Genomic DNA, 26,494 nt, shown 5'->3' with positions numbered 1-26,494 from the left:
TCAGTCACCGTCGTTGGCGTTAAAGCCCAGTTGGATGCCCAGCGCTTTGGCCAACTCGCCTTCATGCAGGCGGTGGACGACGTTGAGGCTGTCATAGATCGCGTCGAGCTGCTGGCGCCCGGCATCGTCGGCCAACAGTTCATTGAGGGTGCGCGGGTTGCCGGCGAACAGTTTCAGCGACGCGGCATAGGCGGCGTCGATCTTGTCGGCCAACGGCTTCTGCTCCGACGGCAGCAGGCCACGCAGGCCTTTGTTGTCGACCCCGACCCACACGGTCTGAGCCGCCGCGAGGCTGGCCTGCAGGCTTTGCAGGGAAGACTGGCTGCGCCAGGCATCGGCCTGGAACGGTTGCGCGATGCCCTTGGTCTGGCGACCCATCGGCGTGCCGAGTTTTTTCTTCAGGGTGTCCAGCGCAGTCACTTGCGCGCGCAGCAGGTCGGCGATGGCTTCGTGGGAATCAGCGTAGCGCTGGTTCGGAAACTTGGTCATCTGCGCAAGCATGCCGTCGGTGCTGTTCCAACTGGCCAGGATCTCTTCGGCCAGGGCCTTCTGGCGCTCGCCGATGGCGACCAGCAGCGGGCAGTAGCGGGCTTTCTGGGTTTCGTCGGCGACGTCAGTCCGTGCGTCGTAGAGGATGTATTCGTAGGCCGACAGGCCCTGCACCACGACACTGGACTTGGCCAGGGCGGCGGCATCGATCTGCGGCTGGGCGGTGACCAGTTGCTCAACCTGGCGACCCACCAGGTTTTTCTTGTCCGGCCAGAACTGCACCTGCCACGAACGGTTGCCCTCGGCCAGTGGGCCGATCAGCAGCGGTTGCAACTCGGCCCAGGCCTTTTGCGCGTGGAGAAAGTCGGCACGCGCGGTCTCCAGGCTTTCCTTGCCCTGGCAGTAGGCGAGGGCGCTGACGGCCAGTTGGCGGTCAGCTTCAACCCAGCGGCTATAGGTCGGCAGGATTACTTGCTTGGCGATGGCCGCCGAAGTCACGGCTTGCGGGTCCTGCGGCGAGCAGGCGCCGAGCGCGAGGGCGGCCAGGCTGGTGAACAACAACTTGGGACGAAACATGTCGAGCTCCCTTCGGTCAATGGGGCAAAGCTTATAGAGAATTCAGGAACGCCAGCAACGCAGCCCGCTGCTCGGCATTAAAGGACAACACATGCTGCTGCGCCGCCTGCGCTTCGCCGCCGTGCCAGAGCACGGCTTCAAGCAGGTTGCGGGCGCGGCCGTCATGCAAAAACTGCGTGTGGCCGCTGACGGTTTGCGTCAGGCCAATGCCCCACAACGGCGGCGTGCGCCAGTCGCGGCCACTGGCCTTGAATTCGCTGCGGTGGTCGGCCAGGCCGTCGCCCATGTCGTGTAACAGCAGGTCGCTGTAGGGGCGAATGATTTGGTTGGCCAGTTCGGGTTCGGCAGCGTTGGCGGCGGTGGTGAACGTCGGCTTATGGCAACCCTGACAACCGGCCTGGTAGAACAGGTTTTTACCGGCCAGCACCTGCGGTGTGTTGACGTCACGGCGTACCGGCACGGCCAGGTTGCGGGTGTAGAACAGCACCAGACGCAGGATGTTATCGCTGACTTCCGGCTCGCCGTCAGGGCCATTGCCGTTAGGGGCCTGCTTGCAGGCGACTTGGGCCTCGGTGCAGTCATCGAAGGGTCTTAGCGACGTGGTGAGGCCCATGTCACCGGAGAACGCGTGAACATTCTGTTGATTGAGGTTGGGTTGCCCGGCTTTCCAGCCAAACCGCCCGAGGACCGTGGTGTGCCGGGCATCATCCCAGACCTGGTTGGCTCGGCCGACGATGGCTTCTTTGTCGGCGGTTTTCGGGTCGGTGTTTTTCAGAATGTCGGCGTCGCTGATCGCTTCGAGCAGGCCCAGGCCGATCATCGGCGGGGCGATTCGCGCCGAGAACAGTGTCTCCGGGTGCATCGGGCCGTAGCCGAGCTGGGTGATTTGCAGGGCGGGCTTGCGCAACTCGACCCGCGTGCCGTCCTTGAATGTCACGTTGACGGGCGTGTAGTCGACCCGCACTTTGCCTTCGGGGACTACGCCCGGCACGGCCATGTCTTGCAGTTGCCCGCCGTACACCGGCTCGGGCACCACGCCGAGCTGTTCAATGAGCTTGGCGTAGGCCGGCAGGTCTGAGCTGGGCGCGGGGATCGACAAGCGCACCAGCATCGACACCGCATTCGGCGCATCGGGCAGCGGCGGGTGACCACGGCCGTCCTTGATATGGCAGTTCTGGCAGGCGTTGGTGTTAAACAGTGGGCCGAGGCCATCGCGTGCGGTGGTGGTAGAGGGCGCAATCACCCAGGGGCTGCGAAAGAAGCTGTTGCCGACGCTGAAATCCAGGCGGCGGCTGGGAGCGAGGTTGGCCGAGGGCAGGGAAAACGCGTTCTGGTCACGCTTGTTCACCGTCGCCGCGCCGCCGGCTCGCGCTTCACCGGGCTGCGCCTTGGTGAAGCGTGGGGCGTCATCGCAAGCAGTCAGGCTCAAGGCCAACACTATTGCGGACAGGTGAAGAAGCGAACGGAACATCGAATTTCCTGAACGAAGGCGGAAAATGAGGCCGCAAAGTCTAACAGGGCAAGGCGGATTGAATAAGAGCAATTATCGTTTGGTCGAATCCGATTCATTACCGCTAGAATGGCCGCACATTTTTATCTGGAGGTGGCCAATGCAGGCTCTCGACGCTTTGCTCAACCGTGTTTCCGTGCCGCGTTTGCTGGAACCGGCACCGACCCAGGCGCAGCGCGATGTGCTGTTCGCCGCCGCCATGCGCGCGCCCGACCATGGCCAACTGCGCCCATGGCGTTTCCTGACCGTGGAAGGCGCGGCCCGTGAGCAAATGGGCACACTGCTGGCCGAAGCCGCGCGACTGCAGGACGCCGACGCGCCGCAAGCCGCCATCGACAAGGCCCAGAACGGCCCATTGCGCGCCCCGCTGGTCGTTGTGGTGATTGCCCGCTTGCAAGACCACTTCAAAGTGCCGAAGTCCGAACAGTTGTTGGCAGCTGCCTGTGCGGCCCACGGCATTCTGTTGGCGGCGTACGCTCTGGGGATTGGTGCGGTGTGGCGCACCGGCGAGTTGTCCTACTCGGCCCATGTGGCCAAAGGCCTGGGGCTGACGGCGGATGAGGAAGTGATTGGCTTCCTCTACCTGGGCACCCCGCAGAACCCGCCGCGCACTGCGCCGAAAGAAGACCTGGCGCCGTTTGTTACAGCCTGGACGGGTCTGTAAGAAAGCGCAGATCTGCTTTATGTGGGAGCGGGCTTGTTCGCGAATGCGGTGTGACAGTCACTGGATGTATTGACTGATCCACCGCATTCGCGAGCAAGCCCGCTCCCCCATTTGCGCCTCATCGTTTTCAAGGATGGCGTTACACCTTGAACTGATCCATCAACTTCATCTGCTGGCTGGCTAACGCGTTCAGTTGGCTGCTGATGGCCGCCGACTCGGTGGCCTGGCTGGTGAGGGTTTCGGTCACGGTGCGGATTGCCGATACGTTGCGATTGACCTCTTCGGCCACCGCGCTCTGTTGTTCGGCGGCGCTGGCGATTTGCAGGTTCATGTCGCTGATCACCGTCACCGCATCGCTGATCTTGCCTAATGCCTGCACAGCTTGATGGATCTGCCCGGCGTTGCTTTGGGCCTGGTGCTGGCTGGAATGCATGGTCGCCACCACGCCGCGCGTTCCGCTCTGGATGCGTTCGATCACCAGGCGAATTTCCTCCACCGAATCCTGGGTACGTTTGGCCAGGTTGCGCACTTCGTCGGCCACTACCGCAAAGCCACGTCCGCTTTCCCCGGCGCGCGCGGCTTCGATGGCGGCGTTGAGTGCCAGCAGGTTGGTCTGCTCGGCAATGCTGCGAATCACTTCCAGCACCGAGCCGATCTGCTCGCTGTTCACCGCCAGGGCCTCGACTTCGCTCACGGCTTTGCTGACTTCGTCGGCGAGGGTGGTGATATCACGGGTGCTCTGTTCAATGATCGACATGCCTTCACGCGCCGACTGATCGGCCCCACGCGCCGCGCTGGCGGCGTTGGAGGCGCTGTTGGCCACATCGTGGGCGGTGGCGCTCATTTCATTGGAGGCGGTGGCGACCTGATCGATTTCGCGGAACTGCACCTGCATGCCTTCGCTGGTCTGGCGCGCGATGGCCGAAGACTGATCAGCCGTGCCACGTGCTTCGGTGATGCTTTGCTTGATCTGCGCGATAGTCGGCTGCAGCTTGTCGAGGAAACGGTTGAACCAGTTTGCCAGCTCGCCCAATTCGTCTTTCTTGGCATAGCTCAGGCGCTGGGTGAGGTCACCTTCGCCGCTGGCGATGTTCTTGAGCATGGCGGCGACGGTATTGATTGGGCGGGTCACGCCGGTGGCGGTCAGCCAGATCAAAAGCAAGCCGAGCAACGCGGCGGCCGCGCCGACCAGCAGGGCTTTGAGCGTGGAGGCGTTTTGGGCCTTGTCGAGTATCCCTTGCAGTTTCAGTGCATCGGCCAGCATCACGTCTTTGGGCAGCTTGATGACCACCCCCCAGGATTTTGCATCGGCAATCGGTTTTACCGGGTACACGGCGCGGATCGTGTCGTCCTGTTCGCGGATCGTGCGCGTGCCACTGGCCAGCAATTGCACGATGTCTTTGCCTTCGGCGCCAAGGGTGTCGATCAGGTTTTTGCCGACCTTGTCCGGTTGGCCGCTGAACGCTGCAATCAAGCCGGTGCTGGACAGAATCTCCAGGTGTGCGGCGCCGTCGAACAGTTCTTTTTGTGCTGCGTCCGTCGTAGCTTGCAGGGTGTTGAGGGCGATATCGATGCCGATCACACCGATGACTTTGCTGTCGACGATCAACGGCAGTGAGATAGTGGTCATCAGCACCTGCTTGCCGGCCACTTCATCGGAATACGGGTCAAGCAGACAAACGTTGCGCGTGTCACGTGGGCAGGTGTACCAGATGTTGTAGGGCGTACCGCTGAGGTTGAGGCTGGTCTTGTTCAGGTCGTCTTCGACCATCACCGTGTTCAGGCCTTCGCCGCCAGCGCGGCTCCAGTAGCTGGAGAAGCGGCCTTTTTCATTGGAGACGCGGGCTTTATCGTCGACAAACTCGCTGTCTTTGCCGTCCAGACCGTTGGGTTCAAATGACAGCCAAATACCGAGCACCTTGCTGTTGCGCTCGAACGCGGTTTTCAGGCTTTGGTTGAGCTCCTCACGCACCGCACCCGGTTCCAGCGAGCGTTTGCTGGCGAGGGCGCGCAGGTCCTTGACCTGATCGGCGAGTGCGGTGACCACCACCAGATTTTCGCCAAAGGTTTTCTGCAATTGCAAGGCTTGCTCGGCGGCCTTGGCTTGCAACAGATGTTGCACACTTTGGGTGAGCATTCGCGAGCTTGAGTCGCTGATCAACTGATCATTTTGGTTGGTTTCGTACAGGTTGATGCTGATGATCAGCGCAATCACCCCCAACAGGCAAAGGCCGGACAGCAGCACAATTTTCAGGCGGATGGAGAGGGTGTCGAACATAGGTTCACTCGCGAATGGACTTGTCAGGATGCAAACAGGGCGAGCCAAGTCCATTTGGCGCTATGTCCGGAACATCGGCGCATCAAGATGTTTCATGAGGGAAAGGTGATGAGCGGTCGGTAAAACACTAAACGCCACGTTATACGGGCGTTGCGAGCCGTTCCGGGCGTGACCAGATCCACAGGTTACCGAGGCCCATACCGGCAATTGCCAGGTAGATCGGCCAGCCGTGATCGAGCATCACCAGCATCAAGCCGGCACATGCCAACATGCTCAGCGTGGCGCTGACTTTGGCCCTGCGCGCGATGATCTTGCCGTTGCGCCAGTTGAACAGGATCGGCCCGAACAGCCGGTGGTTTTCCAGCCAGGCACTCAAGCGCGGCGAGCTTTTGGTCGCGGCCCAGGCGGCAAGCAGGATGAATTCAGTGGTGGGCAAACCCGGTATGACAATCGCCACCAGCCCAATGCCCAGGCTGACGTAGGCCAGCAGGCCGAAGAGGAGCTGCGCGATTTTTGAGGTGGATTGGGTTTTGCCGGTCATGGGTTGGGTGATCACAGAAGTCAGTATGAAATGAGATTCAACGGTGGGAGCGAGCAAGCCCGCTCCCACCGTTGATTGCATTTCAATTCGAGTGTTACGCCAGTTCAGGGGCCGTAGCGTACGCCTGTTCCAGTAATACGGTGAAGCGCACAAACGCGTCGATCGCACCTTTTTCGACCGCGGCTTCTTCTTCGGCGCTGAACGCCAGGCCATCGAGGGTGCGGGTAAAACGCTTCCAGCCTTCGGCGCGACCACCGGCCGGCTCGCCGAGGTGGCGGGCCCCGAAGGTCTCGCTGAGGCCCAGGCCCACAGCGCGCTTGATCAAGAACGCAGCGCCCAGCTTGGAACCTTCGGACACGAACAGCCAACCCAGAGCTTCGGCCTTGCTCGGGTTTTTCACGGCGCCGGCAACCGGTGCGGGCACTTCGGTGTCGAGGTCACCGAGGTCCAGCCTGGCGGCGTCGGCACGGCAGCGCTCGGCCAGGTCCGGGACGATCTTGATCAATTCGGGGTCGTTGTACAGGGCTACCAGTTCTGATTGGAACAGGTATTGGGCGACCACGAAGCGGGCGAAGTTGGCTTGGGTTTCGAATGGAGCGTGGGCTTTGACCAGCGCATCGAGCTGGGTATGCGGCGCGTGAGTGATTTGGTTCAGGCGCTGGGAGCGCAGGCCTGGGCGTTCTGCGGTAGGGGAAGCGGTCATCGAAAAAAGTCCTTGAGAAGCGTTGCGCCTGGGTGCTCTAAAGAGAGCGGTTATCAACTAGACGAACAAGAAGACGCGGCACAGTAAAAAATCCTCACCTCGCCGCTGATTAATCGTGGCGAGGTAAGGTGGGGATTGTCAGATGTCCCAGATCAGGTTGATCGCAAAGTTGCGCCCGGGCTGGGTCAAGCGGTCGAGGTTGGCCGGTGCTGTAACCCCGGCTTCGCCGACGCCGTCGTAGCTGCGCACGTCATCCCAGTTCCAGTATTTCTTGTCGGTGAGGTTGTAGAGGCCGCCGTTGATAGTCACGTCGTTGGTGACTTTGTAGTAGCCGGTCAGGTCGACGATGCCGAAGCCAGGTGTTTTGAAGGGGGCACTGGTGCTGCCATCAGGCGCGTGGAAGGTGGTGCTGTCGACCCGATTCTGTTTCTTCACCAACGTCCAGCTGACCAGCGCGCCATATTGCGTTTGCTCGTAGCCCAGGCCGAATACGCCTTTAAGCGGGTTGACGCTGTTGAGCGGCTCGCCGTTGTCGTCGTTGCGGCCATAGGTGTAACCAACCGAGCCTTGGGTGTAGAGGCCTTGCGGTGCGCCGAAGGCGTCGAGGTTCAATCGACCTTTGGCTTCAATGCCCTTAATGGTGGCGTGCTTGATGTTGTTGGCTTCGAACTGTTGCACGGTGCCGCCGGCAACCGAGGCGTCCTCGTCGATGAAGTCGCGGTACTTGTTGTAAAACACAGCGATATCGAACGAACCTTCGTCGAAGTTGCCACGAATCCCGGTTTCCACGCCTTTACTGCTCTCAGGCTTGAGGTTCGGGTTGGGCTCGACGGTGTAGCCCTCATTCAAGTTTTCAAAGCGGCCATACAAGGCTTTGGCCGACGGTGTGCGGAAGCCTTCGGCGTATTGGCCGAACCAGGTGTAGTGATCGGTCAGCGCGTAGGTCAGGCCGAATTTAGGGGTGACACGGTGCCAGGTTTTTTCCGCATTGCTGTGATCGTAGATCCGGTTAGGGTCGACGGTGTTGAGGAATTCCTGGGTCAGCTTGGGTTTGAGCTGGGTGTAGTCGTAGCGCACGGCGGGCAGGAAGGTCCATTTGTTCCAGGTGATTTGATCCTGCACAAACAGCGAGTAGGTATTGATGGTCGGGTCCGGGAAGTCGCTGGACTTTTTCACGCTGTCGCCGGCTGAGGGGCTGGGCGCGCCGATGGCCGTGCAACCGCCGCCAATGGCCAGGCAGCTGGCGGCGCCTTCGCGGGAGCCGGTGACTTTCTGCTGTTTCAATGTGGTGCCGTACGTCATCTGATGATCGGTTTCGCCGAGGCTGAACGCCTTGTCCAACTGTGCGTCGAACACCCATTGTTTTTCTTCGTACAGGGTTTCGCGGGTGCGCAATACACGGCGCGATGGCTGGTAGATTTCGGCGGTGGTCTGGTCGGTCTTGGCGATCTGGTAGTTGAGACGGGTCTTGATGTGATCGGCAATCGGCGAGTCGAGGGCGAAGCGGTTTTCGATACCAAAGCGCTCACGGGTGATGGTGTCGTTGCCCGAGCGGGCGCGGTAGAAGTTGAAGCCTCGCCCGCCGGTGAACGGTCCGCCTACCGCGTTCTTCAAGTTGACGTCGCGATCATCCTTGAACTTCTCATACGTCAGGCCCAGGCGATTGTCATCGCCATAATTCCAGCCCAGCTTGGCCAGGACATTGGTGGTGCGTGCATCCTCAGGGTTGGCGCCGGTGCGCGCCAGGCCGGTGGCGTTGTTGCCGTCATAGGATTCCATTTCATGGCCATTGCGCTGGCTCAGGTGCAGTAAACCGTCGACGTCCTGCACGCGGCCGGCGACGGTGCCGGAGGTCAGCCAACTGTCGTCGGCGGAGCTGTAGCCGGTTTTCAGGCGGGCGCCGACGTCCTGGCCGGGCTTGATGATGTCGTCCGGGTCGAGGGTGAAGTAACTCACTGCGCCGCCGATGGCGCTGCTGCCGTACAGGGCCGAGGCCGGGCCACGCAGAATTTCCACGCGCTTGACGATTTCCGGGTCGACGTAGTTGCGGCGTGTCTTGGCATAAGGGCCGTTGAAGAAATTGTCCGGCACTTCCACACCGTCTACCTGAGTGAGGATGCGGTCGCCGTCGATGCCGCGAATGTTGTAGCCCGCGTTGCTGGCGCGGGTGCCCGCGCCACCGACTGATACGTTGGGCTCGTAGCGCACCAGTTCACGGAGGGTGTTCACGTTCTGGCGGTCCAGTGCCTGGCGATCCTGAACAGTGACGGTGCTTGGCACGCTGCTGACGTCCTGCTCGTTACGGGTGGCGCTGATGGTCACCTGTTGCAGGTTGAGCACGCTGCCCGCCGCACGTTTCTCCAGGACGATGCTGTTATTGCCCAGTTTGCGATAGCTCAGGTTGGTCCCCACCAACAGCCGGTCCAGGGCTTTTTCCGGCGACAGTGCCCCGCGCACGCCGGGGGATGACACGCCCTGGCCCAACGCCGCGGGCAGGCCGATTTGCCAGCCGGTTACCGCGGTAAAGGCATTCAATGCCGAAACCAGCGGTTGTTGCTCAATGCTGAAACTGTATTGGCCGTGACTGCGCGCGGCAGGTTCGGCGGCGGTGGCGGCCATGGCCGGCGCACTGGCCAGCAGGATGGCAGCGGTCAGCAGGGACAGGACGGGCGAAGAGGACCGGCGGTTGAAACGAGAGTACATCGAGAGCGCTCCGGAGATACGAATCTTATAGTTGCGAACCGAACCAAATAGGAATCAGTTGCATTGGCTATAACGAGACGTACCGCCGGTGGCTATCGAGTAAAAATAATTCTCATTTAGTTCAGGATCACCAACGCCGGGTATTCCGAAAGCTTGGCCGAGGTGATGTGCGCCAGCGAGCGCACCACGTCGAGGGGCTGATCGAGGCGGTAGTTGCCGGTGACGGCGGTGCTTGCGAGCTTGTCGTTGTTGTTGACGATCCAGCCCGGGTAATAACGGCGCAGCTCGGCGAGCACTTCGCTCATCGGGCAGTTTTCGAACACCAGCCGGCCCTGGACCCAGGCCAGCTCCTTGCTGGCATCCAGCTTGGCGGGTTGGCCAAAGCCCTTCGGGCCGATACGGATGCTCTCGCCTGCGCTCAGGCGAACGCGGGCATCATCGAAGGTGTTGCTCAGGTCGACATCACCGCGCTGCACCTGCACCTGGGCCTCGCCGTTGAGATAGCGCACGGCGAAGTCGGTGTCGCGCACGTGGGCACGCACGGGGCCTGCGTCAATCTCCAACGGCAGGCCACGGTTGGGCGTCACTTCAAAAAACGCCTCGCCCTGGTAAAGGCGGGCGACGCGCTGCTGGTCCTTGATGCTGCTGGAGAATGCCGAGTTGGTGTTCAGCAACACTTTGGAGCCATCGTCCAACTGCAGACGCTGGCGTTCGCCAACCACCGTGAGGTGGTCGGCTTGCAGGCGAACAGGCAGGTTGCTGAAGCTGAACAGGCCGATCAGCAGCACGGCAGCGGTGGCTATCGGTTTCCAATGGGGTTTGATCCGGCGCCAGGCCGTCGGCTTGCGCGGCGCGGCCAGCGCCACAGCGGCGCTGTACACCGGCGCACCACCCCAGGCGGCCTGGGCCTTGCTGAAGGCGTGCGGGTGCGCCGGGTCGCTGGCCAGCCACGCGTCGAATTCGGCGCGCTGCCCGGGTTGCGGGCATTGCAAGGCGATCAGCCAGTCGAGGGCCTGGTCCATAGCCGTGTCTTGCAACACCTCATGAGCCAGCTCATGGGGACGCAGTTTATTCGGGGCCGTCACGGTGTTCCTCGGGTCTTCGCCACGTTCTATTCATTTTTCCTGCAGCCTGGATCGACAGTTCTGTCGGGTGAAGCTTAAGGCTGATCCAGACGTTCGGCCACACCTACACAGATGGCCATGATCAATTTCAGTTCCTTTTGCACGGTGCTCAAGGACACTTGCAACTGATCGGCAATCTCCTGATAGCTGCAACCGTGCAGGCGGCTGAGGATGAAAATCTGTTGTTGGCGGGCGCTCAACTGGCCGAGGCTGACGCTCAAGTGTTCGAGCAGTTGCTCGGCCTGCGTCGCGTCTTCGGGGGTGCTGATCGGGGCGGCGACGCTTTGCAGCACGTCCAGCGGGACATCTTCCTGCAGCGTGCGCGCCTGGATTCTGCGCGAGCGCAGATGATCCAACGCAAGGTTGCGCGCGGTTTGATAGACGAAGGGTTCGAGGTGGTCGATCGGCCGCTCACTGAGGGCGCGGGTCACACGCAGGTAGGTTTCCTGCAACAGGTCTTCGGCGGTGCTGGGGTTATTCACCATCCGCTGCAACGTGCGTAGCAGAATCACCCGTTGGGTGAGAAAGACTTGGTTGAAGCGAGATTGGCTCACAGTGATACCAGACCGATAGGCGGTTAATGATAATGCTTATCATCAAGGCGAATGGCAAGTGGCTATTGCTGTGAAGCCGCACCGATCAAATAGGGGAAGGGTTTTTTGTGGGAGGCGGGCTTGCCCGCGATGCAGGCACCTGGGTATTTCAGTCAAACCGAGGTGATGCTATCGCAGGCAAGCCAGCTCCCGCAGAAGCCAGCTGCCACACAGGCCGAGCCTTACTCGGCGTTGCAGAGCGCCAGGCAGTTATCCAGCATACGGTTGGAGAAGCCCCATTCGTTGTCATACCAGGCCAGCACTTTCAGCAATTTGCCGCTGACTTTGGTGTGATTGGCATCGAAGATCGACGACAGCGGGTTATGGTTGAAATCGCTGGAAACCAGCGGCAGCGTGTTGTAACCGAGAATTTTCGAGTGCTGGCTGGCTTCTTTGAGCAGGGCGTTGACTTGCTCGGCCGTGGCGTCTTTTTTCAATTGCACGGTGAGGTCCACCAGGGACACGTTGATCACCGGCACACGCACCGCCATCCCGGTCAGTTTGCCGGCGAGTTCCGGCAGCACCAGGCCTACCGCTTCAGCGGCGCCGGTTTTGCTCGGGATCATGTTCTGGGTCGCCGAGCGCGCACGGTACGGGTCGGTGTGGTAGACGTCGGTCAGGTTCTGGTCGTTGGTGTAGGCGTGAATGGTGGTCATCAGGCCGCTTTCAATACCCAGCTCGCGGTGCAGCACCTGGGCGACCGGCGCCAGGCAGTTGGTGGTGCACGACGCGTTGGAGATGATCTGGTGGGATTGACGCAAAATGTCATGGTTCACACCGTAAACCACGGTGGCATCGGCGCCTTTGGCCGGGGCCGAGATGATCACCTTGCGCGCGCCGGCGGTAATATGGGCGGCAGCCTTGTCACGGTCGGTAAACAGACCGGTGCATTCGAACACTACGTCGATCTTGTGCGCAGCCCATGGCAGCTCGGCCGGGTTGCGAATGGCGCTGACGGCAATCCGGTCACCATTGACGGTCAGGCTTTCCTGATCGTGGGCGACCTCTGCTTCGAAAGTGCCATGCACGGTGTCGTATTTGAGCAGGTGGGCGTTGATCGAGCTGTCGCCCAAATCGTTGATGGCGACGATCTGCAAATCCTGGCGATAGCCTTGGGTATACAGTGCGCGCAGGACATTACGGCCGATACGGCCAAAACCATTGATTGCGATACGAAGAGTCATTGGAAAGTGCCTGTCGTCGATTTGTTGTAAGAATTACAAGATTATTCGCATAAAAATAGAAAACAAGCCTTTTTAGTGGCAATATTTTGTTCAATCTACAACGAGTGACCTGAATCAACTGGTCCGATGATTCAAACGACACCCGGCCATCCCATGCGCTGCGGGCGTTTGATCAGCATAGGAACGCAGGTCGCCACATCCGTTAGCCTGGAGTTCTACACATGCATCCCCGCGTTATTGAGGTCACCGAACGGCTTATCGCCCGCAGTCGTGCAACCCGCGAGGCTTACCTTGCGCTCATTCGCGGCGCCGCCAGCGACGGCCCGATGCGCGGTAAGCTGCAATGCGCCAACTTTGCCCACGGCGTCGCCGGCTGCGGCACTGAAGATAAAAATAGTCTGCGCATGATGAATGCCGCCAACGTGGCAATTGTTTCTTCATATAACGACATGCTCTCGGCGCATCAGCCGTACGAACACTTCCCTGAACACATCAAAAAAGCCCTGCGCGAAGTCGGTTCGGTCGGCCAGTTCGCCGGAGGCACGCCCGCCATGTGCGATGGCGTGACCCAAGGTGAGCCCGGCATGGAGCTGAGCCTGCTGAGCCGTGAAGTCATCGCGATGTCCACGGCGGTAGCGTTGTCCCACAACATGTTCGACGCGGCGCTGATGCTGGGCATCTGCGACAAGATCGTGCCGGGCCTGATGATGGGCGCGTTGCGCTACGGTCACCTGCCGATGATCTTCGTACCGGGCGGCCCGATGCCGTCGGGCATTTCCAACAAGCAGAAGGCCGATGTGCGCCAGCGCTATGCCGAAGGCAAGGCCAGCCGCGAAGAACTGCTGGAATCGGAGATGAAGTCCTACCACAGCCCCGGCACCTGCACCTTCTACGGCACCGCCAACACCAACCAATTGCTGATGGAAGTCATGGGCCTGCACTTGCCGGGCGCCTCGTTCGTCAACCCGTACACGCCGCTGCGTGATGCGCTGACCCGCGAAGCCGCGCACCAGGTCACCCGCCTGACCAAGGCCAACGGCAGCTTCACGCCGATCGGCGAGATCGTCGACGAGAAATCCATCGTCAACTCCATCGTGGCGCTCAATGCCACCGGCGGTTCCACCAACCACACCCTGCACATGCCGGCGATCGCCATGTCGGCAGGCATCATCCTCACCTGGCAGGACATGGCCGACCTCTCCGAGGTGGTACCGACCCTGTCCCACGTGTATCCAAACGGCAAAGCCGACATCAACCACTTCCAGGCAGCGGGCGGCATGTCGTTCCTGATCCGCGAACTGCTCGAAGCCGGTTTGCTGCACGAAGATGTCAACACCGTGGCCGGCAAGGGCCTGAGCCGTTACACCCAGGAACCGTTCCTGGTCGATGGCGAGCTGATCTGGCGCGACGGCCCGATCGAAAGTCTCGACGAAACCATCCTGCGCCCCGTGGCCCGTGCGTTTTCGCCGGAAGGCGGCCTGCGCGTGATGGAAGGCAACCTCGGGCGCGGTGTGATGAAAGTCTCCGCCGTGGCACCGGAGCACCAGATCGTCGAAGCCCCGGCGGTGGTGTTCCAGGATCAGCAGGATCTGGCCGACGCGTTCAAGGCCGGCCAACTGGAAAAAGACTTTGTCGCGGTGATGCGCTTCCAGGGCCCGCGCTCCAACGGCATGCCGGAACTGCACAAAATGACGCCGTTCCTCGGCGTCTTGCAGGACCGTGGCTTCAAAGTGGCGTTGGTAACAGACGGGCGTATGTCCGGCGCGTCGGGTAAGATCCCCGCCGCGATTCATGTCAACCCCGAAGCCCAGAGCGGCGGGCCGCTGGCACGCGTGCAAGATGGCGATATCATTCGCGTCGATGGCGTGAAGGGCACCCTGGAGCTTAAGGTGGACGCCGAAGAATTTGCAGCGCGCACGCCTGCCACGGGCCTGTTGGGCAATAACGTGGGGGCCGGTCGCGAACTGTTTGCATTTATGCGCATGGCCGCAAGCTCCGCAGAGCAAGGCGCCAGCGCCTTTACCTCTGCCTTGGAGACGCTTAAGTGAAGCTAGCGCTGGTCGGTGATATCGGGGGTACCAACGCCCGTTTTGCGTTGTGGCGGGATCAGGAACTGCATTCGATCCGTGTGCATGCCACTGCGGATCACCAGAGCCCTGAGGAGGCCATCAAGGTCTACCTCAAGGAAGAGGGCCTGGAAAGCGGGGACATCGGCGCGGTGTGCCTGTCGGTCGCCGGGCCGGTGAGTGGCGATGAATTTAAATTCACCAACAATCACTGGCGCCTGAGCAAAACTGCATTTTGCAAAACCTTGCAGGTGGACGAGCTGCTGCTGGTCAATGACTTCACGGCAATGGCCCTGGGCATGACTCGCCTCAAGCCCGACGAATTCCGCGTGGTCTGCGAAGGCACGCCGGAGCCGTTGCGCCCTGCTGTGGTGATCGGCCCGGGCACTGGCCTGGGCGTTGGCACCTTGCTGGATTTTGGTGAAGGTCGCTGGGCAGCGCTGCCGGGGGAGGGCGGTCATGTTGACCTGCCGCTGAGCAGCCCGCGTGAAACCCAGCTGTGGCAGCACATCTACAATGAGATCGGCCATGTCAGCGCCGAAACCGCCTTGAGCGGTGGTGGCCTGCCGCGTGTGTACCGCGCCATTTGCGCGGTCGATGGGCACACGCCGGTGCTGGACACCCCGGAAGCGATTACCGCGGCCGGCCTGGCTGGCGAACCGGTGGCCATGGAGGTGTTGAACCAGTTCAGTATCTGGCTCGGCCGGGTCGCGGGTAACAACGTGTTGACCACCGGTGGGCGCGGTGGCGTGTACATCGTGGGCGGGGTGATTCCGCGGTTTGCCGACTTCTTTATCAACAGCGGCTTTGCCAAGAGTTTCCGCGATAAAGGCTGCATGAGTGATTACTTCGACGGTATTCCTGTGTGGCTGGTGACAGCGCCGTATTCCGGGTTGACCGGGGCGGGCGTGGCGCTGGAGCAGGCTTTTGCATAGGTACTGATGGCCTCTTCGCGAGCAAGCCCGCTCCCACATTTTGAAATGCATTCCAAATGTGGGAGCGGGCTTGCTCGCGATAGGTCGAAGGGCAACAAATGACTTAAGCTTGGCCATAACAACAAGGAGGCCCCCGTGAGCGTAATCAGTAAATCGATTCTCCTCGTCGACGACGACCAGGAAATCCGCGAATTGCTGCAAACCTACCTCAGTCGCGCTGGCTTCCAGGTACGTGGCGTGCCGGATGGCGCGGGGTTCCGCCAGGCCATGAACGAGGCGCCGTGCGACCTGGTCATCCTCGATGTGATGTTGCCGGACGAAGACGGTTTCAGCCTCTGCCGCTGGATTCGCCAGCACCCGCGCCAGGCGCAGGTGCCGATCATCATGCTCACCGCCAGTTCCGACGAAGCCGACCGCGTGATCGGCCTGGAGCTGGGCGCCGACGACTACATCGGCAAACCCTTCAGCCCTCGCGAGCTGCAAGCGCGGATCAAAGCCCTGCTGCGGCGTGCCCAGTTTGGCCAGGAACGCAGCATCGGCGGCGATGTGTGGGTGTTCGACGAATGGCGCCTGGACATGATCAGCCATCGCCTGTTTCACGTTGACGGTGAAGAGGTGATTCTCTCGGGCGCCGATTTTGCCCTGCTTAAATTGTTTCTCGACCACCCTCAACAAATTCTCGACCGCGACACCATCGGCAATGCCACTCGCGGCCGCGATCTGATGCCGCTCGACCGCATCGTTGACATGGCCGTCAGCCGCCTGCGCCAACGCCTGCGCGACACCGAAAAACCTCCAAGGCTGATCCGCACCGTGCGCGGCAGCGGTTATCAGCTGGCAGCCAGCGTGGTTGCCGGCAATGCCCACTGAGCCGTTGACCGAGCGCCGCCGGCGCTTCCCGGTACCGCGCTCACTGTTGGGGCGGATGTTGCTGCTGACCTTGCTGGCGGTGCTGTTCGCCCAGGCGCTGTCCAGTGTGATCTGGGTCTCGCAATTGCGCGCCACCCAGCTCGAAGGGCTGGTCACCAGCGCCCGCAGCCTGGCGCATTCGATGACGGCCAGCGTGAGTTATTTCCGCTCGTTGCCGGTGGCCTACCGCCCGTTAGTGCTTGATCAACTGCGCAGCATGGGTGGCACCCGCTTTGTGGTGACGCTCAACGACCGCCCGCTGGATATGCAGATATTGCCGCAGACCCCGCGCAAGCAGGCGGTATTGCAAGCGGTGGATGAAGTGCTGCGCCAGACCCTGGGCAGCGACGTGCATATTTCGGTGGAGTTCGTCAGCGCCGAGGACCTGCGTATTTTCAATGCCGGTTTGAAGCTCGATGAACTGCCGCGCTCCTGGGCGCATTACGCGCTGACGCTTGAACCGGTCAACCCTCCCGTGTTGGTCACGCAGATCCAGCTCGCACCGGGCGAGTGGTTGTATATTGCCTCGCTGTTGCCCGAGCCCTACACCAGCCTTGAAGAGCAAGGCCTGCCCTCGCAGCAGGTGTGGTTCATCGTATTGACCAGCGGCTTTCTGTTGTTGTTTATCGGCCTGCTGGTGCACTGGCAGAGTCGGCCGCTCAAGCGCCTGGCGCGGGCGGCACGGGACATGTCCCTGGGCGCGGATGTGGAGCCGGTGGCTGAAGGCGGCGGCAGCGAAGTGGTGGAAGTGGGCCGTGCGTTCAATGCCATGCGTGAACGCATCAGCCGCTACCTGACCGAGCGCAGCCAATTATTCAGTGCGATATCCCACGATTTACGCACGCCGATTACGCGCCTGCGCCTGCGTGTGGAACTGCTCGAAGACGAGAACCTGCAAAACAAATTCGGCCGTGACCTGGATGAGCTGGAGTTGTTGGTCAAGGGCGCGCTGCAATGCGTGAAAGACACTGATATCCATGAAAACATCGAGCCGGTCGACCTCAATCACGTGCTCGATTGCCTGGTCGAGCCGTACCTGGCGCCCAATGGCAACGGCCGCATCACCCAGCATGGCCGCGCCCTGGCGCCGTATCCGGGCAAGCCGCTGGCGCTTAAACGCTGCATCGGCAACCTGATCGACAACGCGTTGAAGTACGGGCAGAACGCCCACTTGCATATCGAGGACGATGGCGCGGAATTCATTCTGCACGTTGATGACGAAGGGCCAGGCGTGCCGGAGCAGCGGCTGGAGCAAGTCTTCGAACCGCATTTTCGCTTGGCCGGCCAGCAGCAGGGCTACGGTTTGGGCCTGGGTATCGCGCGCAACATCGCCCACAGCCATGGCGGCGAAGTGAGTTTGCAGAACCTGCGCGAGGGTGGTTTGCGAGTCACCTTACAGCTGCCGCGAACCCTGGACTAAAGCACACAGAGGATCAAATGTGGGAGCGGGCTTGCTCGCGAATGCAGAGTGTCAGTCACCGAAAATTTTGACTGGTCCGCCGCTTTCGCGAGCAAGCCCGCTCCCACATTTTGAACGCCTCTGGGTCAGATGCTCTGGCGCAACCGGGCCAAATCTCTCAGTGGCGGCGCCCCAAACAACCGGCTGTACTCGCGGCTGAACTGCGACGGGCTTTCATACCCCACCCGATACCCCGCCGCCGAGGCCTCCAGCCCTTCGGCGATCATCAACCGCCGCGCCTCCTGCAAACGCAGCTGCTTCTGGTATTGCAACGGGCTCATGGCGGTGATCGCCTTGAAGCGGTGGTGCAAGGTCGAGACGCTGAGGTTCACTTCCTTGGCCAGCTCATCAATACGCAGCGGCTGTTCATAGTTGCCGTTCAGCCAGGTGATCGCCTGGCTTACGCGATGGCTCTGACTGTTGGCCACGGCAATTTCATACAGTCGGTAGCCTTGCGGGCCACGCAGCAACCGGTAGAGGATTTCGCGGTTGATCAACGGTGCGAGCATCGCAATGTCTTTGGGGGTGTCCAGCAAGCGCGCCAGGCGCAGCACGGCATCCAGCAACTGGGCATCAATACGGTCGACGTACATGCCGCGAGACGTCGGCCGCGACGGCACGCCCATCGGCCCGGCCTCGGCAATCAGCGCCGTGAGTTGCGCCGGGTCGATATTGATCCGCACCGACAGGTTGGGGTCTTGCGGCGTCGCGTCGATGACCCGACCGGCCACCGGCATGGCAACCGAAAACACCAAATAGTTGAGCGGGTCGTAGGCAAAGACCTCGTCGGCCAGGCGCACTTCCTTGCTGCCACTGGCAAGAATGCACAGCGCCGGTTCGACCAGCACCGGCATGAAGTCGCGCGGCGTGTTGTGGCGGTTCAGGAACAACGAGGTGACCGCTGTGCCGTAGGAGCCATCTTCCCAGGTATGCCGGTGCACGATGCTGGCGAGTTCGACGCGCTGTTTTTCCGTCTCGGCATCGAGGGGAATGGACGTATGTTGCGGCGACGACATGGGGTGTCCTCTACAAGCTTCTTTGATGGGCTCAGCTTAGCGGTGGCTTTTCAAAAGGTGTTACGTCGATTCTGCACAATCCTTGCCTGATCCTGCGATAAGTCGTGAATCAGGCAAGCACGACGCCTGTCATCTGCCTGAAACACTGAGCCTGTGCATGGAATAAATCCCGGGCGCCAAACGTCTTATCTACGCTTCTCGCAGGATTGTGCAATAAGCCTGCAGGAATTGACTAACCACGCCCACGCCTGCGCCGCTATCTTTGATCCTGTGGCAACACGCCCCCACAGTGGTTGCCGAGCATCACTTCTCAACGGGAGAGTCGAACATGTCCACCCCCATTCCCGCGAGCCATATGGCCTTTATCCGCGCCCGCACCGGGTGCAGCACCGAACTCGGTGCACGCTTGAGCAGTTTGATTGAACCGGGCCGTCAGGCTCAGGGTTGCCTGCAGTTTTCATTGCAGCATTCCCAGGTCGATCCCGATGTATGGTTGGTCTCGGGCTTCTGGAGCAGCGAGCAGGCGATGAGCGCCTACTTCAGTTCGCCGGCCCTGATGATCTTTACCGAGCTGTTGAACGACGGGGTGGTCCGCAGCATGGACTTCCAGACCTTTACCGAGGCGTCCGCTGCGCATGCCTACGGCGAGTACCTGCAACTGGCCGGTTAGTGCTTTAGAATGGCCGACTTTCCCATTGGCCAGGATTTGCAACATGGCACGTAAAGAGTTTGCCCATCACGAAGCCGTTTCCGCCTTGGTGCGTGAAGAAGAGGGTGGCTACAGCGCTGCCATTGCCGTCAAGGCGCTGGATGGCATGGGCGCCCCGCGTTTTCACAAGATCCTTGATGGACAGACGTTCAAAACCGCCTCCGACGCCGACGATGCGGCTGCCGCGCAATTGGTGCGGCTGGTCGATGTGGACGAAGAAGGTCAACTGAGCTGGGAAACAGCCGCCAACTAAACAACACCGCCGATCCAAATGTGGGAGCGGGTTTGCTCGCGAATGCACAGCGTCAGTCACTGGCAATATTGACTGGCGCACCGCTTTCGCGAGCATGCCCGCTCCCGCATTTTTATTGCATTCCAATCAGCGCGCAGTGGCGCCTGGGCGATACATCTTGAACAGGGCCTCCGGCCCCAACTGGAAGTAATCCGCCGGGCCACCGCCACGCAATATCGGCTCGGCGGCGGCGGTGTCGTAAATCCCATCCTTGAGCAGCCACTTGGCGATGTGCACGGCAACCACTTCGCCGAGTACCAGCCAGCTGAGCACCAACTGCTTGTCGGCGCGCTGCAGCTGAATAATCTGCGTCACCTTGCATTCGAACGACACCGGGCTCTCGCCCACACGCGGCACGCCGACGATTTTCGAGGCCACCGGCGTCAGGCCGGACAGTTCGAACTCATTCACTTCCGGCGATACCGCTGCGCAACTCTGGTTCATCTGCTCGGCCAGCGGGCGGGTGGCCAGGTTCCACACAAACTCGCCGGTCTGTTCGATGTTATTCAGGCTGTCTTTGCGGCCCACGCTGGAAAACCCAATGATCGGCGGGATGTAGTTGAACGCATTGAAGAAACTGTAGGGCGCCAGGTTCAGACGGCCTTCGCTGTCGTGGGAGGAAATCCAGCCGATGGGCCGTGGGCCGACGATGGCATTGAACGGGTCGTGTGGCAGGCCGTGGCCATTGGCGGGTTCGTAAAAGTGGATAGCGTCAGACATGGCCGGGGTTCCTGCTGTTGGGTTCGGTGAAGGCGCCATACTGCAATTCATGGCGGCGGATTTCCATCGGCTGGATGGAATTTTCATTTAGTGCCCACCTATTTTTCACAGCGCCACGTTCAGTCTGCGCGCCAGGTCGACACCCCTCTAAGTCGGCCCATTGAAAGACTGAGCTTCGGAGCCTTCTGCACCATGAACAAACTTCCTCAGATCACCCTGGCGTTCTGGGTCATGAAAATCTGCGCAACGACCCTGGGCGAAACCGCCGGGGATTTGCTGTCGATGACCCTGAATGTCGGGTACGCCATCAGCTCGATGATCCTGATCAGTGTGTTTCTCGTCACCCTGGTCACACAACTCTGGTCGAAAACCTACAACCCGGTGCTGTACTGGATCGTGATTCTGTCCACCAGTACGGCGGGCACGACCATGTCGGATTTCATGGACCGTACCCTGGGCCTTGGCTATGCGACGGGCTCGATGATCCTGATCGCGATCCTGTTGATCATCTTTGCCTTGTGGCATGTCAGCGGTGATTCGCTGAACGTGAACAAGGTTCAGACCTTTCGGGGCGAACTGTTTTACTGGATGGCGATTCTGTTCTCGAACACCTTGGGCACCGCGTTGGGTGATTTCCTTGCGGATGATTCCGGGTTGGGTTTCGCTGGCGGCGCTTTGCTGATCGGCTCGGCTATTGCGGTGGTAGTGGCACTCAAATACTTCACCAAAATCTCGTCGGTGCTGTTGTTCTGGGTGGCGTTTGTATTGACCCGACCGTTTGGTGCGACCTTGGGTGACTTCCTCACCAAACCTCATGAAAAGGGTGGGCTGGATTTCGGCACCATCGGTTCATCGGCGGTGTTGGCGGCGGTACTGGTGGTGATGATTGCCGGAGCGTCGTATGCGCAGCGTCGGTATGGTCGTCAGCAGTCCGTAGAGTTGACCTGACACTGTTTAAGAAACGCTACGCAACGAAATGTGGGCGCGGGCTTGCTCGCGAATGCAGGGTTTCAGTCAACGGAAATACTGACTGGTCCACCGCGTTCGCGAGCAAGCCCGCGCCCACATTTTTTACTGCGCCCAGCCTTTAGTCCGTGGTAATCCGCGAATGCTTGCGGGTGTCTTTCATGGTCACGTAGACCACCAGCGACACCGCGATGCACGCGGTTACATACCAGTAGTAACCGGTCTCCATGCCGATGCTCTTGAACCACAGCGCGATGTATTCAGCGGTGCCGCCGAAAATCGAAACGGTCAGTGCATATGGCAGGCCCACGCCCAGGGCGCGGATTTCCGTAGGGAACAGTTCGGCTTTCACCACCGCATTGATCGAGGTGTAGCCGCTGACGATGATCAGCGCCGCCATGATCAGGAAAAACGCGCCCCACCAGGTCTGGATGGTGTGCAGCGTGGTGAGGATCGGTACGGTAAACAGAGTGCCGAGGATACCGAAGGCGATCAGGATCGGCCGGCGGCCGACCTTGTCCGATAACCCACCGACGAGCGGTTGCAGGCACATGAACAGAAACAGCGTTGCCGCCGAAATGGTGGTGGAGTCGGAAATGCTCATGCCGACCGTGTTCACCAGGTATTTCTGCATGTAGGTGGTGTAGGTGTAGAACGCCAGGGTGCCGCCCATGGTCAGGCCGACCACGGTCATCAGTTCTTTCGGGTGGCGCATCAAGGTGCGCATGGCGCTTTCCTTGGCTTTTTCCTTCTTGCTGAACGACTCGGTTTCTTCCATGCCGCGACGCAGGTACAGCGCGACCACTGCGCACAGGGCGCCGATGGCGAACGGGATACGCCAGCCCCAGTCATACAACTGTTCGGTCGTCAGGACTTGTTGCAACACGATCAGTACCGCCAAAGCGATGAGCTGGCCGGAGATCAGCGTCACGTACTGGAAGCTGGAGAAGAAACCGCGTCGTTCCTTGGTCGCCATTTCACTCAGGTAAGTGGCCGAGGTGCCGTATTCGCCACCCACCGACAAACCTTGCAGCAGGCGTGCGAACACCAGCAGGATCGGTGCGCCGACGCCGATGGTTTCATAGCCCGGGCTCAACGCGATGATCAGCGAGCCGAAGCACATCAACAGTACCGAGGCCATCAAGGCGGCTTTACGTCCGGCGCGGTCAGCATACAGGCCCATCAGCCAGCCACCGATCGGGCGCATCAGGAAGCCCACGGCGAAGATCGCGGCGGTGTTGAGCAGTTGGGCGGTGGTGTCGCCTTTGGGGAAAAAGGCTTTAGCGAAGTACAAGGAGAAGGCGGCGTAGACGTACCAGTCATACCACTCGACCATGTTGCCGACCGAACCACTGAAAATCGATTTGATGCGGCTGGAAGTACTGCGTTCTTTTGCCGGCGCAGCCGCCGACCCCAGAGGCAGGGCGTTGGAGTTATCCATTGAAGGATCCTTCATCTAATTGTTTTTGTGGAGCAGCGCGAGCGCAGCCTGGTTCGGGCTATAGCAGGAGCTGTGCCAAATAGATGAAGGCCCGGTTTAGAAGGGTTTGAAGAATTTTCTGAGCGGAAAGTCGCTTATGGTTTGAGGGTGATGAGCGGAAATCCGCTTATGGCTACTGGCTCCTTCGCGAGCAAACCCGCTCCCACATTCGATCCCATTCCAACTGGAGGGATGCGGTCGAATGTGGGAGCGGGCTTGCTCGCGAAGGCGTCCTGCCAGGCAATAAAAAATTCAGCCTACAGAAACGTATCCCGCACCAACCCATGCCGCTGCATCTTTTCATTGAGGGTTCGACGCGGCAGTTGCAACTCGGCCAGCACCGCCTTGATATCACCCTTGTGGCGTACCAGCGCCGCTTTCAGGCAATGCGCTTCGAAGGCTTCCTGCTGCGCCGCCAGGGATTGCCCGGCCTCGATACCTTCCGGTTCCGGTTCGCCAAGGCCCAGCACCTGGCGTTCGGCGACGTTGGCCAACTCACGCACATTGCCCGGCCAGTCATGGCTGAGCAGGCGCCCCAGTTGCGCGCCGCTCAAGGGGTGTGCGCTGCGGCCCAGGCGCTCGGCGGCGCTGTGTGCAAAGTGGTCGAACAGTAGCGGAATATCTTCACGGCGCTCGCGCAACGGCGGCAGGCGCAGTTGCGCTACGTTCAGGCGGTAGGCCAAATCTTCGCGAAAACGCCCGGCGCGGGCCTCTTCGAGCAGGTCGGGCTTGGTGGCGGCGATGATGCGCAAGTCCACGTGGATACTTTGATTGGAGCCCAGCCGCTCGAGTTTCTGTTCCTGCAATACGCGCAGCAGTTTCACCTGCTGAGCCAGCGGCATGCTTTCGATTTCATCGAGGAACAGCGTGCCACCGTGGGCGTATTCCAGCTTGCCGATGCGCTTGCCCTGGGCGCCGGTGAACGCGCCGCTTTCGTGGCCGAACAGCTCGGCCTCAAATAGCTGCTCGGGGATCGCCGCGCAGTTGAGCGCTACAAACGGCTTTTTCGCGCGCGGGCCGCAATCATGCAGGCAGCGGGCGACCAATTCCTTACCGCTGCCAGTCTCGCCACGAATCAATACGTTGACGGGCAAGCTGGCCAGGTCGAGCACCTGGCGCCGCAGGTTCTGCAAACTCCGCGACACGCCCAGCAGGCTGGATTCCAGCTGCGCCCGATGGTCGGCCTGTTGATGCAGGCGACGGTTTTCCAGGATCAGCCCGCGTTTGTCCAGCGCGCGGCGCAGGCTGTTGAGCAAGGCATCCGGGCTGAAGGGTTTTTCCAGAAAGTCGTAGGCACCGTCGCGCATGGCTTCCACGGCCATCGGCACATCGCCATGGCCGGTGAGCAAGATCACCGGCAAGTCGGCATCGCGGCGCTGCACTTCGGCCAACAGTTCCAGGCCGCTGAGCCCGGGCATGCGCACGTCGCTCAGGATCACCCCGGGGAAGTCCTTGGGCAATTGCGCCAGGCATTCTTCAGCGCGACTGAACAACTGCACGGCAAACCCCGACAGGCTCAGCCACTGCTCGACGGCCGTGCGAATGCTGGCTTCGTCATCGACCACAATCACCGCATTTATCATAGGTCAGGCGTCTCCAGCACAATCGGCAAGGTCAGGGTAAACACCGCGCCGTCGCCACGGTTGCCGGCGAGCAGGCGCCCACCGAGTTCGTGCACGATGGCGTAGGACACCGCCAGCCCGAGGCCAAGCCCATCCCCCACAGGCTTGGTGGTAAAAAACGGATCGAAGACACTGTTCAAGTGCGCTTCGGCAATCCCGCCGCCGCTGTCGCTGACGGTCAATTGCCACAGTTGCTGGTCGGCGTGCAGGCGGATTTCCAGGCGTTTGCGCGGTTTGTCTGCCATGGCGTCGAGGGCGTTGCGCAACAGATTGATCAGCACCTGTTCCAGGCGGATCGCATCGCCGCGCACCCAGGCCGGGCGGGTCAGGTCCAGCACCACACCGATGGCTTCATCGCGCAACCGTGCGTCGAGCAGGTGCAAGGATTGGTCGACGACTGTCGCCAGGTCCAATCTCTCGCGCAGGCCGCTGGGGCTTTTGCGGGCGAACGTCTTGAGGTGGCCGGTGAGTGCGGCCATGCGCGTGAGCATGTCGTCCAGCGGCGTGAGTGCCTTGTAGGCATCGTCCACGCGGCCATGGTCGAGCAGCAGTCGCAAGGTCGCCAACTGCATGCGCTGGGCGGTCAGCGGCTGGTTGATTTCATGGGCGAGGGCGGCAGACATTTGCCCCAGTGCCGCCAGCTTGGCGGATTGCACCAGGCCATCTTGCGCCGTGCTCAGCGCCTGAGTGCGCTCCTCTACCAGCTGTTCGAGCTCTTCGCGGCTGCGTTGGCGCAAGCGGGCCAGGCGCCAGCGTTGAGTCAGGAACAGCACCAGAAACACCAGCGCCAGCCAGGAGCCGGCAGCGGCAAGCCCGGCATTGCGTTGGTCTTCAAAAGCGAACTGTGGCTTGCGCAATAGGTGCAAGGTCCAGCCTTCGGCCTTCAGCGGCAGGGATTCCCAGATGTAGTTGGCGCTGCCGTCGGGACCGTTGACGCGCATCAGGTGGCTGTTTTCGTCAAAGCGTTGCAGCGTTTGGGTGTCCAGCGGCCGCAGTTGTTTCTTGTCGTATTGGCGGGTGGCTTTGAGCTCAGTGAGGTCGCTGGCCGACAACGGACGCAGGTTGCGGTAACGCCAGCCCGGCTGATTGGCGATAAACACGATGCCGCGTGCGTCGCTGACCAGCAGCAGGTCATTGCCCTGGGCCCATTCGCGTTCGAGTTCGGGAAATTCCAGCTTCACCACCATCGCGCCAAGGAACTGTTCGTGTTCATCGACCACTGCGCTGGAGAGGAAGTAACCCGGAATGCCGGTGGTCACCCCCACCGCATAAAAACGCCCGGTGCCCTGGCTCAAGGTCTGGCTGAAATACGGGCGAAACGCGTAGTTGTGCCCGACATAACTGCTGGGCAGGTTCCAGTTACTGGCTGCCACGGCCAGGCCGGTGCGGTCCATCAGTTCCAGGGTGGAAGACTGCGCGGCGCCGTTGATGCGTTCCAGCTTGCGGTTGAGCACGTCCTGGGTGGCGGTGTCCAGCGGGGCTTTCAGGGCGCTGATCATTTCCGAATCCAGCGCCAATACGGCGGGCAGGGCGCGGTAGCGTTCGATCAGGGTGTGCAAGGAATTGGCATACAGCGCCAGTTGCTGATTGGCGCGAGCGGCATCATCCACCAAGGCCTGGCGCTCGGCATGGCGGGTGGCCAAGGCGGCGGCCAGCACGGCACCGGCGATGATCAACAGTGAGTAGAAGGTCAGGCGCAGGGGGCGTGGGATCACGATCATACGGTGATGAACAGGCGCGGTAAGGGGCAAGCACCATAGCATGAGTAGGACTGTATTTTGTGGCGAGCGCGGCTTGTGTGGGAGCGGGCTTGCTCGCGAATGCGGTGTCTCAGTGACAGTTAAATTGACTGACCCACCGCTTTCGCGAGCAAGCCCGCTCCCACATGACCGCGTACACAATAAAAAAGGCGACTGGGCCATGGGGCCGCAGTCGCCTTTCTCCTTGCGAGGGAA

At 60.9% G+C, this 26,494-nt stretch carries 21 protein-coding genes and 2 pseudogenes; 8 read left to right on the top strand and 15 right to left on the bottom strand.

Translation table 11 applies throughout. The features are described from left to right. Together CPH89_RS04315 and CPH89_RS04310 are read right to left on the bottom strand one after the other, a co-directional pair. Nucleotides 1-1,065 carry an imelysin family protein gene (locus tag CPH89_RS04315; protein ID WP_053257807.1) on the bottom strand — a complete coding sequence of 355 codons (1,065 nt, stop codon included), beginning with the start codon at nt 1,063-1,065 and terminating at the stop codon, nt 1-3. A gap of 31 nt (nt 1,066-1,096) precedes the next feature. Then, entirely contained in the window at nt 1,097-2,536 is a 1,440-nt protein-coding gene (locus CPH89_RS04310) for a di-heme oxidoreductase family protein (protein WP_053257806.1), read from the bottom strand. A 139-nt stretch (nt 2,537-2,675) separates the two neighbouring features. On the opposite strand from CPH89_RS04310, the gene CPH89_RS04305 reads away from it, so the two are divergent. Then, nucleotides 2,676-3,239, top strand: coding sequence for a nitroreductase family protein (locus tag CPH89_RS04305; RefSeq protein ID WP_053257805.1), 564 nt, complete (start codon nt 2,676-2,678; stop codon nt 3,237-3,239). Between the two features lie 139 nt (nt 3,240-3,378). Here the strand turns inward: CPH89_RS04305 and CPH89_RS30865 are convergent. The 8 genes and pseudogenes from CPH89_RS30865 to gap all read right to left on the bottom strand — a co-directional run. Continuing rightward, a pseudogene (locus tag CPH89_RS30865) lies at nt 3,379-3,903 on the bottom strand (methyl-accepting chemotaxis protein); the annotation flags it as partial. A gap of 381 nt (nt 3,904-4,284) precedes the next feature. Then, nucleotides 4,285-5,376: pseudogene (locus CPH89_RS30860) on the bottom strand (PDC sensor domain-containing protein); the annotation flags it as partial. A 280-nt stretch (nt 5,377-5,656) separates the two neighbouring features. Further along, nucleotides 5,657-6,058 (bottom strand): YbaN family protein, encoded by a 402-nt coding sequence (locus CPH89_RS04295; protein ID WP_053257803.1) that lies wholly within the window; start codon nt 6,056-6,058, stop codon nt 5,657-5,659. Between the two features lie 94 nt (nt 6,059-6,152). Continuing rightward, on the bottom strand, nt 6,153-6,761 hold the full coding sequence (locus CPH89_RS04290) for a biliverdin-producing heme oxygenase (protein WP_053257802.1): 609 nt from the start codon (nt 6,759-6,761) through the stop codon (nt 6,153-6,155). Between the two features lie 138 nt (nt 6,762-6,899). Next, entirely contained in the window at nt 6,900-9,464 is a 2,565-nt protein-coding gene (locus tag CPH89_RS04285) for a TonB-dependent receptor (RefSeq protein ID WP_053257801.1), read from the bottom strand. A gap of 116 nt (nt 9,465-9,580) precedes the next feature. After that, a complete protein-coding gene (locus tag CPH89_RS04280) occupies nt 9,581-10,549 on the bottom strand; it encodes a FecR family protein (RefSeq protein ID WP_053257800.1) in 969 nt (322 codons plus the stop codon). A 74-nt stretch (nt 10,550-10,623) separates the two neighbouring features. Then, complete coding sequence (locus tag CPH89_RS04275; protein WP_053257799.1) at nt 10,624-11,142, bottom strand: RNA polymerase sigma factor; 519 nt, start codon at nt 11,140-11,142, stop codon at nt 10,624-10,626. A 221-nt stretch (nt 11,143-11,363) separates the two neighbouring features. After that, nucleotides 11,364-12,365 (bottom strand): type I glyceraldehyde-3-phosphate dehydrogenase, encoded by a 1,002-nt coding sequence (gene gap / locus CPH89_RS04270; protein ID WP_053257798.1) that lies wholly within the window; start codon nt 12,363-12,365, stop codon nt 11,364-11,366. Between the two features lie 221 nt (nt 12,366-12,586). On the opposite strand from gap, the gene edd reads away from it, so the two are divergent. The 4 genes from edd (at nt 12,587) to CPH89_RS04250 (ending at nt 17,695) form a co-directional block, all read left to right on the top strand. Further along, nucleotides 12,587-14,413, top strand: coding sequence for a phosphogluconate dehydratase (gene edd, locus CPH89_RS04265; protein ID WP_053257797.1), 1,827 nt, complete (start codon nt 12,587-12,589; stop codon nt 14,411-14,413). Further along, on the top strand, nt 14,410-15,366 hold the full coding sequence (locus tag CPH89_RS04260) for a glucokinase (RefSeq protein ID WP_053257796.1): 957 nt from the start codon (nt 14,410-14,412) through the stop codon (nt 15,364-15,366). Before edd ends, CPH89_RS04260 begins: the two co-directional genes overlap by 4 nt. A gap of 135 nt (nt 15,367-15,501) precedes the next feature. Next, nucleotides 15,502-16,236 carry a response regulator gene (locus CPH89_RS04255; RefSeq protein ID WP_053257795.1) on the top strand — a complete coding sequence of 245 codons (735 nt, stop codon included), beginning with the start codon at nt 15,502-15,504 and terminating at the stop codon, nt 16,234-16,236. Next, a complete protein-coding gene (locus CPH89_RS04250; protein ID WP_053257794.1) occupies nt 16,226-17,695 on the top strand; it encodes an ATP-binding protein in 1,470 nt (489 codons plus the stop codon). Before CPH89_RS04255 ends, CPH89_RS04250 begins: the two co-directional genes overlap by 11 nt. A 125-nt stretch (nt 17,696-17,820) precedes the next feature. Here the strand turns inward: CPH89_RS04250 and CPH89_RS04245 are convergent, their stop codons facing one another. Continuing rightward, nucleotides 17,821-18,750 carry an AraC family transcriptional regulator gene (locus CPH89_RS04245; RefSeq protein ID WP_053257793.1) on the bottom strand — a complete coding sequence of 310 codons (930 nt, stop codon included), beginning with the start codon at nt 18,748-18,750 and terminating at the stop codon, nt 17,821-17,823. Between the two features lie 328 nt (nt 18,751-19,078). Here CPH89_RS04245 and CPH89_RS04240 point away from each other — a divergent pair, with 328 nt between their 5' ends. Together CPH89_RS04240 and CPH89_RS04235 are read left to right on the top strand one after the other, a co-directional pair. Further along, nucleotides 19,079-19,420 carry an antibiotic biosynthesis monooxygenase family protein gene (locus CPH89_RS04240; RefSeq protein WP_053257792.1) on the top strand — a complete coding sequence of 114 codons (342 nt, stop codon included), beginning with the start codon at nt 19,079-19,081 and terminating at the stop codon, nt 19,418-19,420. Between the two features lie 43 nt (nt 19,421-19,463). Beyond that, entirely contained in the window at nt 19,464-19,712 is a 249-nt protein-coding gene (locus CPH89_RS04235) for a hypothetical protein (RefSeq protein ID WP_053257791.1), read from the top strand. 126 nt (nt 19,713-19,838) lie between these two features. Here CPH89_RS04235 and CPH89_RS04230 read toward each other — a convergent pair whose 3' ends face one another. Then, nucleotides 19,839-20,471 (bottom strand): flavin reductase family protein, encoded by a 633-nt coding sequence (locus CPH89_RS04230; protein ID WP_053257790.1) that lies wholly within the window; start codon nt 20,469-20,471, stop codon nt 19,839-19,841. 192 nt (nt 20,472-20,663) lie between these two features. Between CPH89_RS04230 and CPH89_RS04225 the strand changes: the two genes are divergently transcribed. After that, on the top strand, nt 20,664-21,419 hold the full coding sequence (locus CPH89_RS04225) for a COG4705 family protein (RefSeq protein WP_053257789.1): 756 nt from the start codon (nt 20,664-20,666) through the stop codon (nt 21,417-21,419). Nucleotides 21,420-21,558: 139 nt separating this feature from the next. Here the strand turns inward: CPH89_RS04225 and CPH89_RS04220 are convergent, their stop codons facing one another. The 3 genes from CPH89_RS04220 to CPH89_RS04210 form a co-directional block, all read right to left on the bottom strand. Further along, nucleotides 21,559-22,878 carry an MFS transporter gene (locus CPH89_RS04220; RefSeq protein WP_053257788.1) on the bottom strand — a complete coding sequence of 440 codons (1,320 nt, stop codon included), beginning with the start codon at nt 22,876-22,878 and terminating at the stop codon, nt 21,559-21,561. Nucleotides 22,879-23,174: 296 nt separating this feature from the next. After that, complete coding sequence (locus tag CPH89_RS04215; RefSeq protein ID WP_053257787.1) at nt 23,175-24,500, bottom strand: sigma-54-dependent transcriptional regulator; 1,326 nt, start codon at nt 24,498-24,500, stop codon at nt 23,175-23,177. After that, entirely contained in the window at nt 24,497-26,260 is a 1,764-nt protein-coding gene (locus CPH89_RS04210) for an ATP-binding protein (RefSeq protein ID WP_053257786.1), read from the bottom strand. The genes CPH89_RS04215 and CPH89_RS04210 overlap by 4 nt, the downstream gene beginning before the upstream one ends. Between the last annotated feature and the right edge of the window lie 234 nt (nt 26,261-26,494).

It is taken from the genome of Pseudomonas fluorescens (assembly GCF_900215245.1).
Classification (GTDB): Bacteria; Pseudomonadota; Gammaproteobacteria; order Pseudomonadales; family Pseudomonadaceae; genus Aquipseudomonas; species Aquipseudomonas fluorescens.
Note: the sequence above shows the minus strand (reverse complement) of the source record. Positions and strands in the feature narration are given on the sequence as shown.

Bases quoted from the DNA above. Each gene is read 5' to 3' on its own strand.
- CPH89_RS04285 (WP_053257801.1), bottom strand. From the start codon at position 9,464: ATGTACTCTCGTTTCAACCGCCGGTCCTCTTCGCCCGTCCTGTCCCTG.
- CPH89_RS04215 (WP_053257787.1), bottom strand. From the start codon at position 24,500: ATGATAAATGCGGTGATTGTGGTCGATGACGAAGCCAGCATTCGCACG.
- CPH89_RS04225 (WP_053257789.1), top strand. From the start codon at position 20,664: ATGAACAAACTTCCTCAGATCACCCTGGCGTTCTGGGTCATGAAAATC.
- CPH89_RS04295 (WP_053257803.1), bottom strand. From the start codon at position 6,058: ATGACCGGCAAAACCCAATCCACCTCAAAAATCGCGCAGCTCCTCTTC.
- CPH89_RS04210 (WP_053257786.1), bottom strand. From the start codon at position 26,260: ATGATCGTGATCCCACGCCCCCTGCGCCTGACCTTCTACTCACTGTTG.
- CPH89_RS04245 (WP_053257793.1), bottom strand. From the start codon at position 18,750: ATGTCGTCGCCGCAACATACGTCCATTCCCCTCGATGCCGAGACGGAA.
- CPH89_RS04240 (WP_053257792.1), top strand. From the start codon at position 19,079: ATGTCCACCCCCATTCCCGCGAGCCATATGGCCTTTATCCGCGCCCGC.
- CPH89_RS04250 (WP_053257794.1), top strand. From the start codon at position 16,226: ATGCCCACTGAGCCGTTGACCGAGCGCCGCCGGCGCTTCCCGGTACCG.
- CPH89_RS04220 (WP_053257788.1), bottom strand. From the start codon at position 22,878: ATGGATAACTCCAACGCCCTGCCTCTGGGGTCGGCGGCTGCGCCGGCA.
- CPH89_RS04230 (WP_053257790.1), bottom strand. From the start codon at position 20,471: ATGTCTGACGCTATCCACTTTTACGAACCCGCCAATGGCCACGGCCTG.
- CPH89_RS04315 (WP_053257807.1), bottom strand. From the start codon at position 1,065: ATGTTTCGTCCCAAGTTGTTGTTCACCAGCCTGGCCGCCCTCGCGCTC.
- CPH89_RS04305 (WP_053257805.1), top strand. From the start codon at position 2,676: ATGCAGGCTCTCGACGCTTTGCTCAACCGTGTTTCCGTGCCGCGTTTG.
- gap (WP_053257798.1), bottom strand. From the start codon at position 12,365: ATGACTCTTCGTATCGCAATCAATGGTTTTGGCCGTATCGGCCGTAAT.
- CPH89_RS04235 (WP_053257791.1), top strand. From the start codon at position 19,464: ATGGCACGTAAAGAGTTTGCCCATCACGAAGCCGTTTCCGCCTTGGTG.
- edd (WP_053257797.1), top strand. From the start codon at position 12,587: ATGCATCCCCGCGTTATTGAGGTCACCGAACGGCTTATCGCCCGCAGT.
- CPH89_RS04290 (WP_053257802.1), bottom strand. From the start codon at position 6,761: ATGACCGCTTCCCCTACCGCAGAACGCCCAGGCCTGCGCTCCCAGCGC.
- CPH89_RS04310 (WP_053257806.1), bottom strand. From the start codon at position 2,536: ATGTTCCGTTCGCTTCTTCACCTGTCCGCAATAGTGTTGGCCTTGAGC.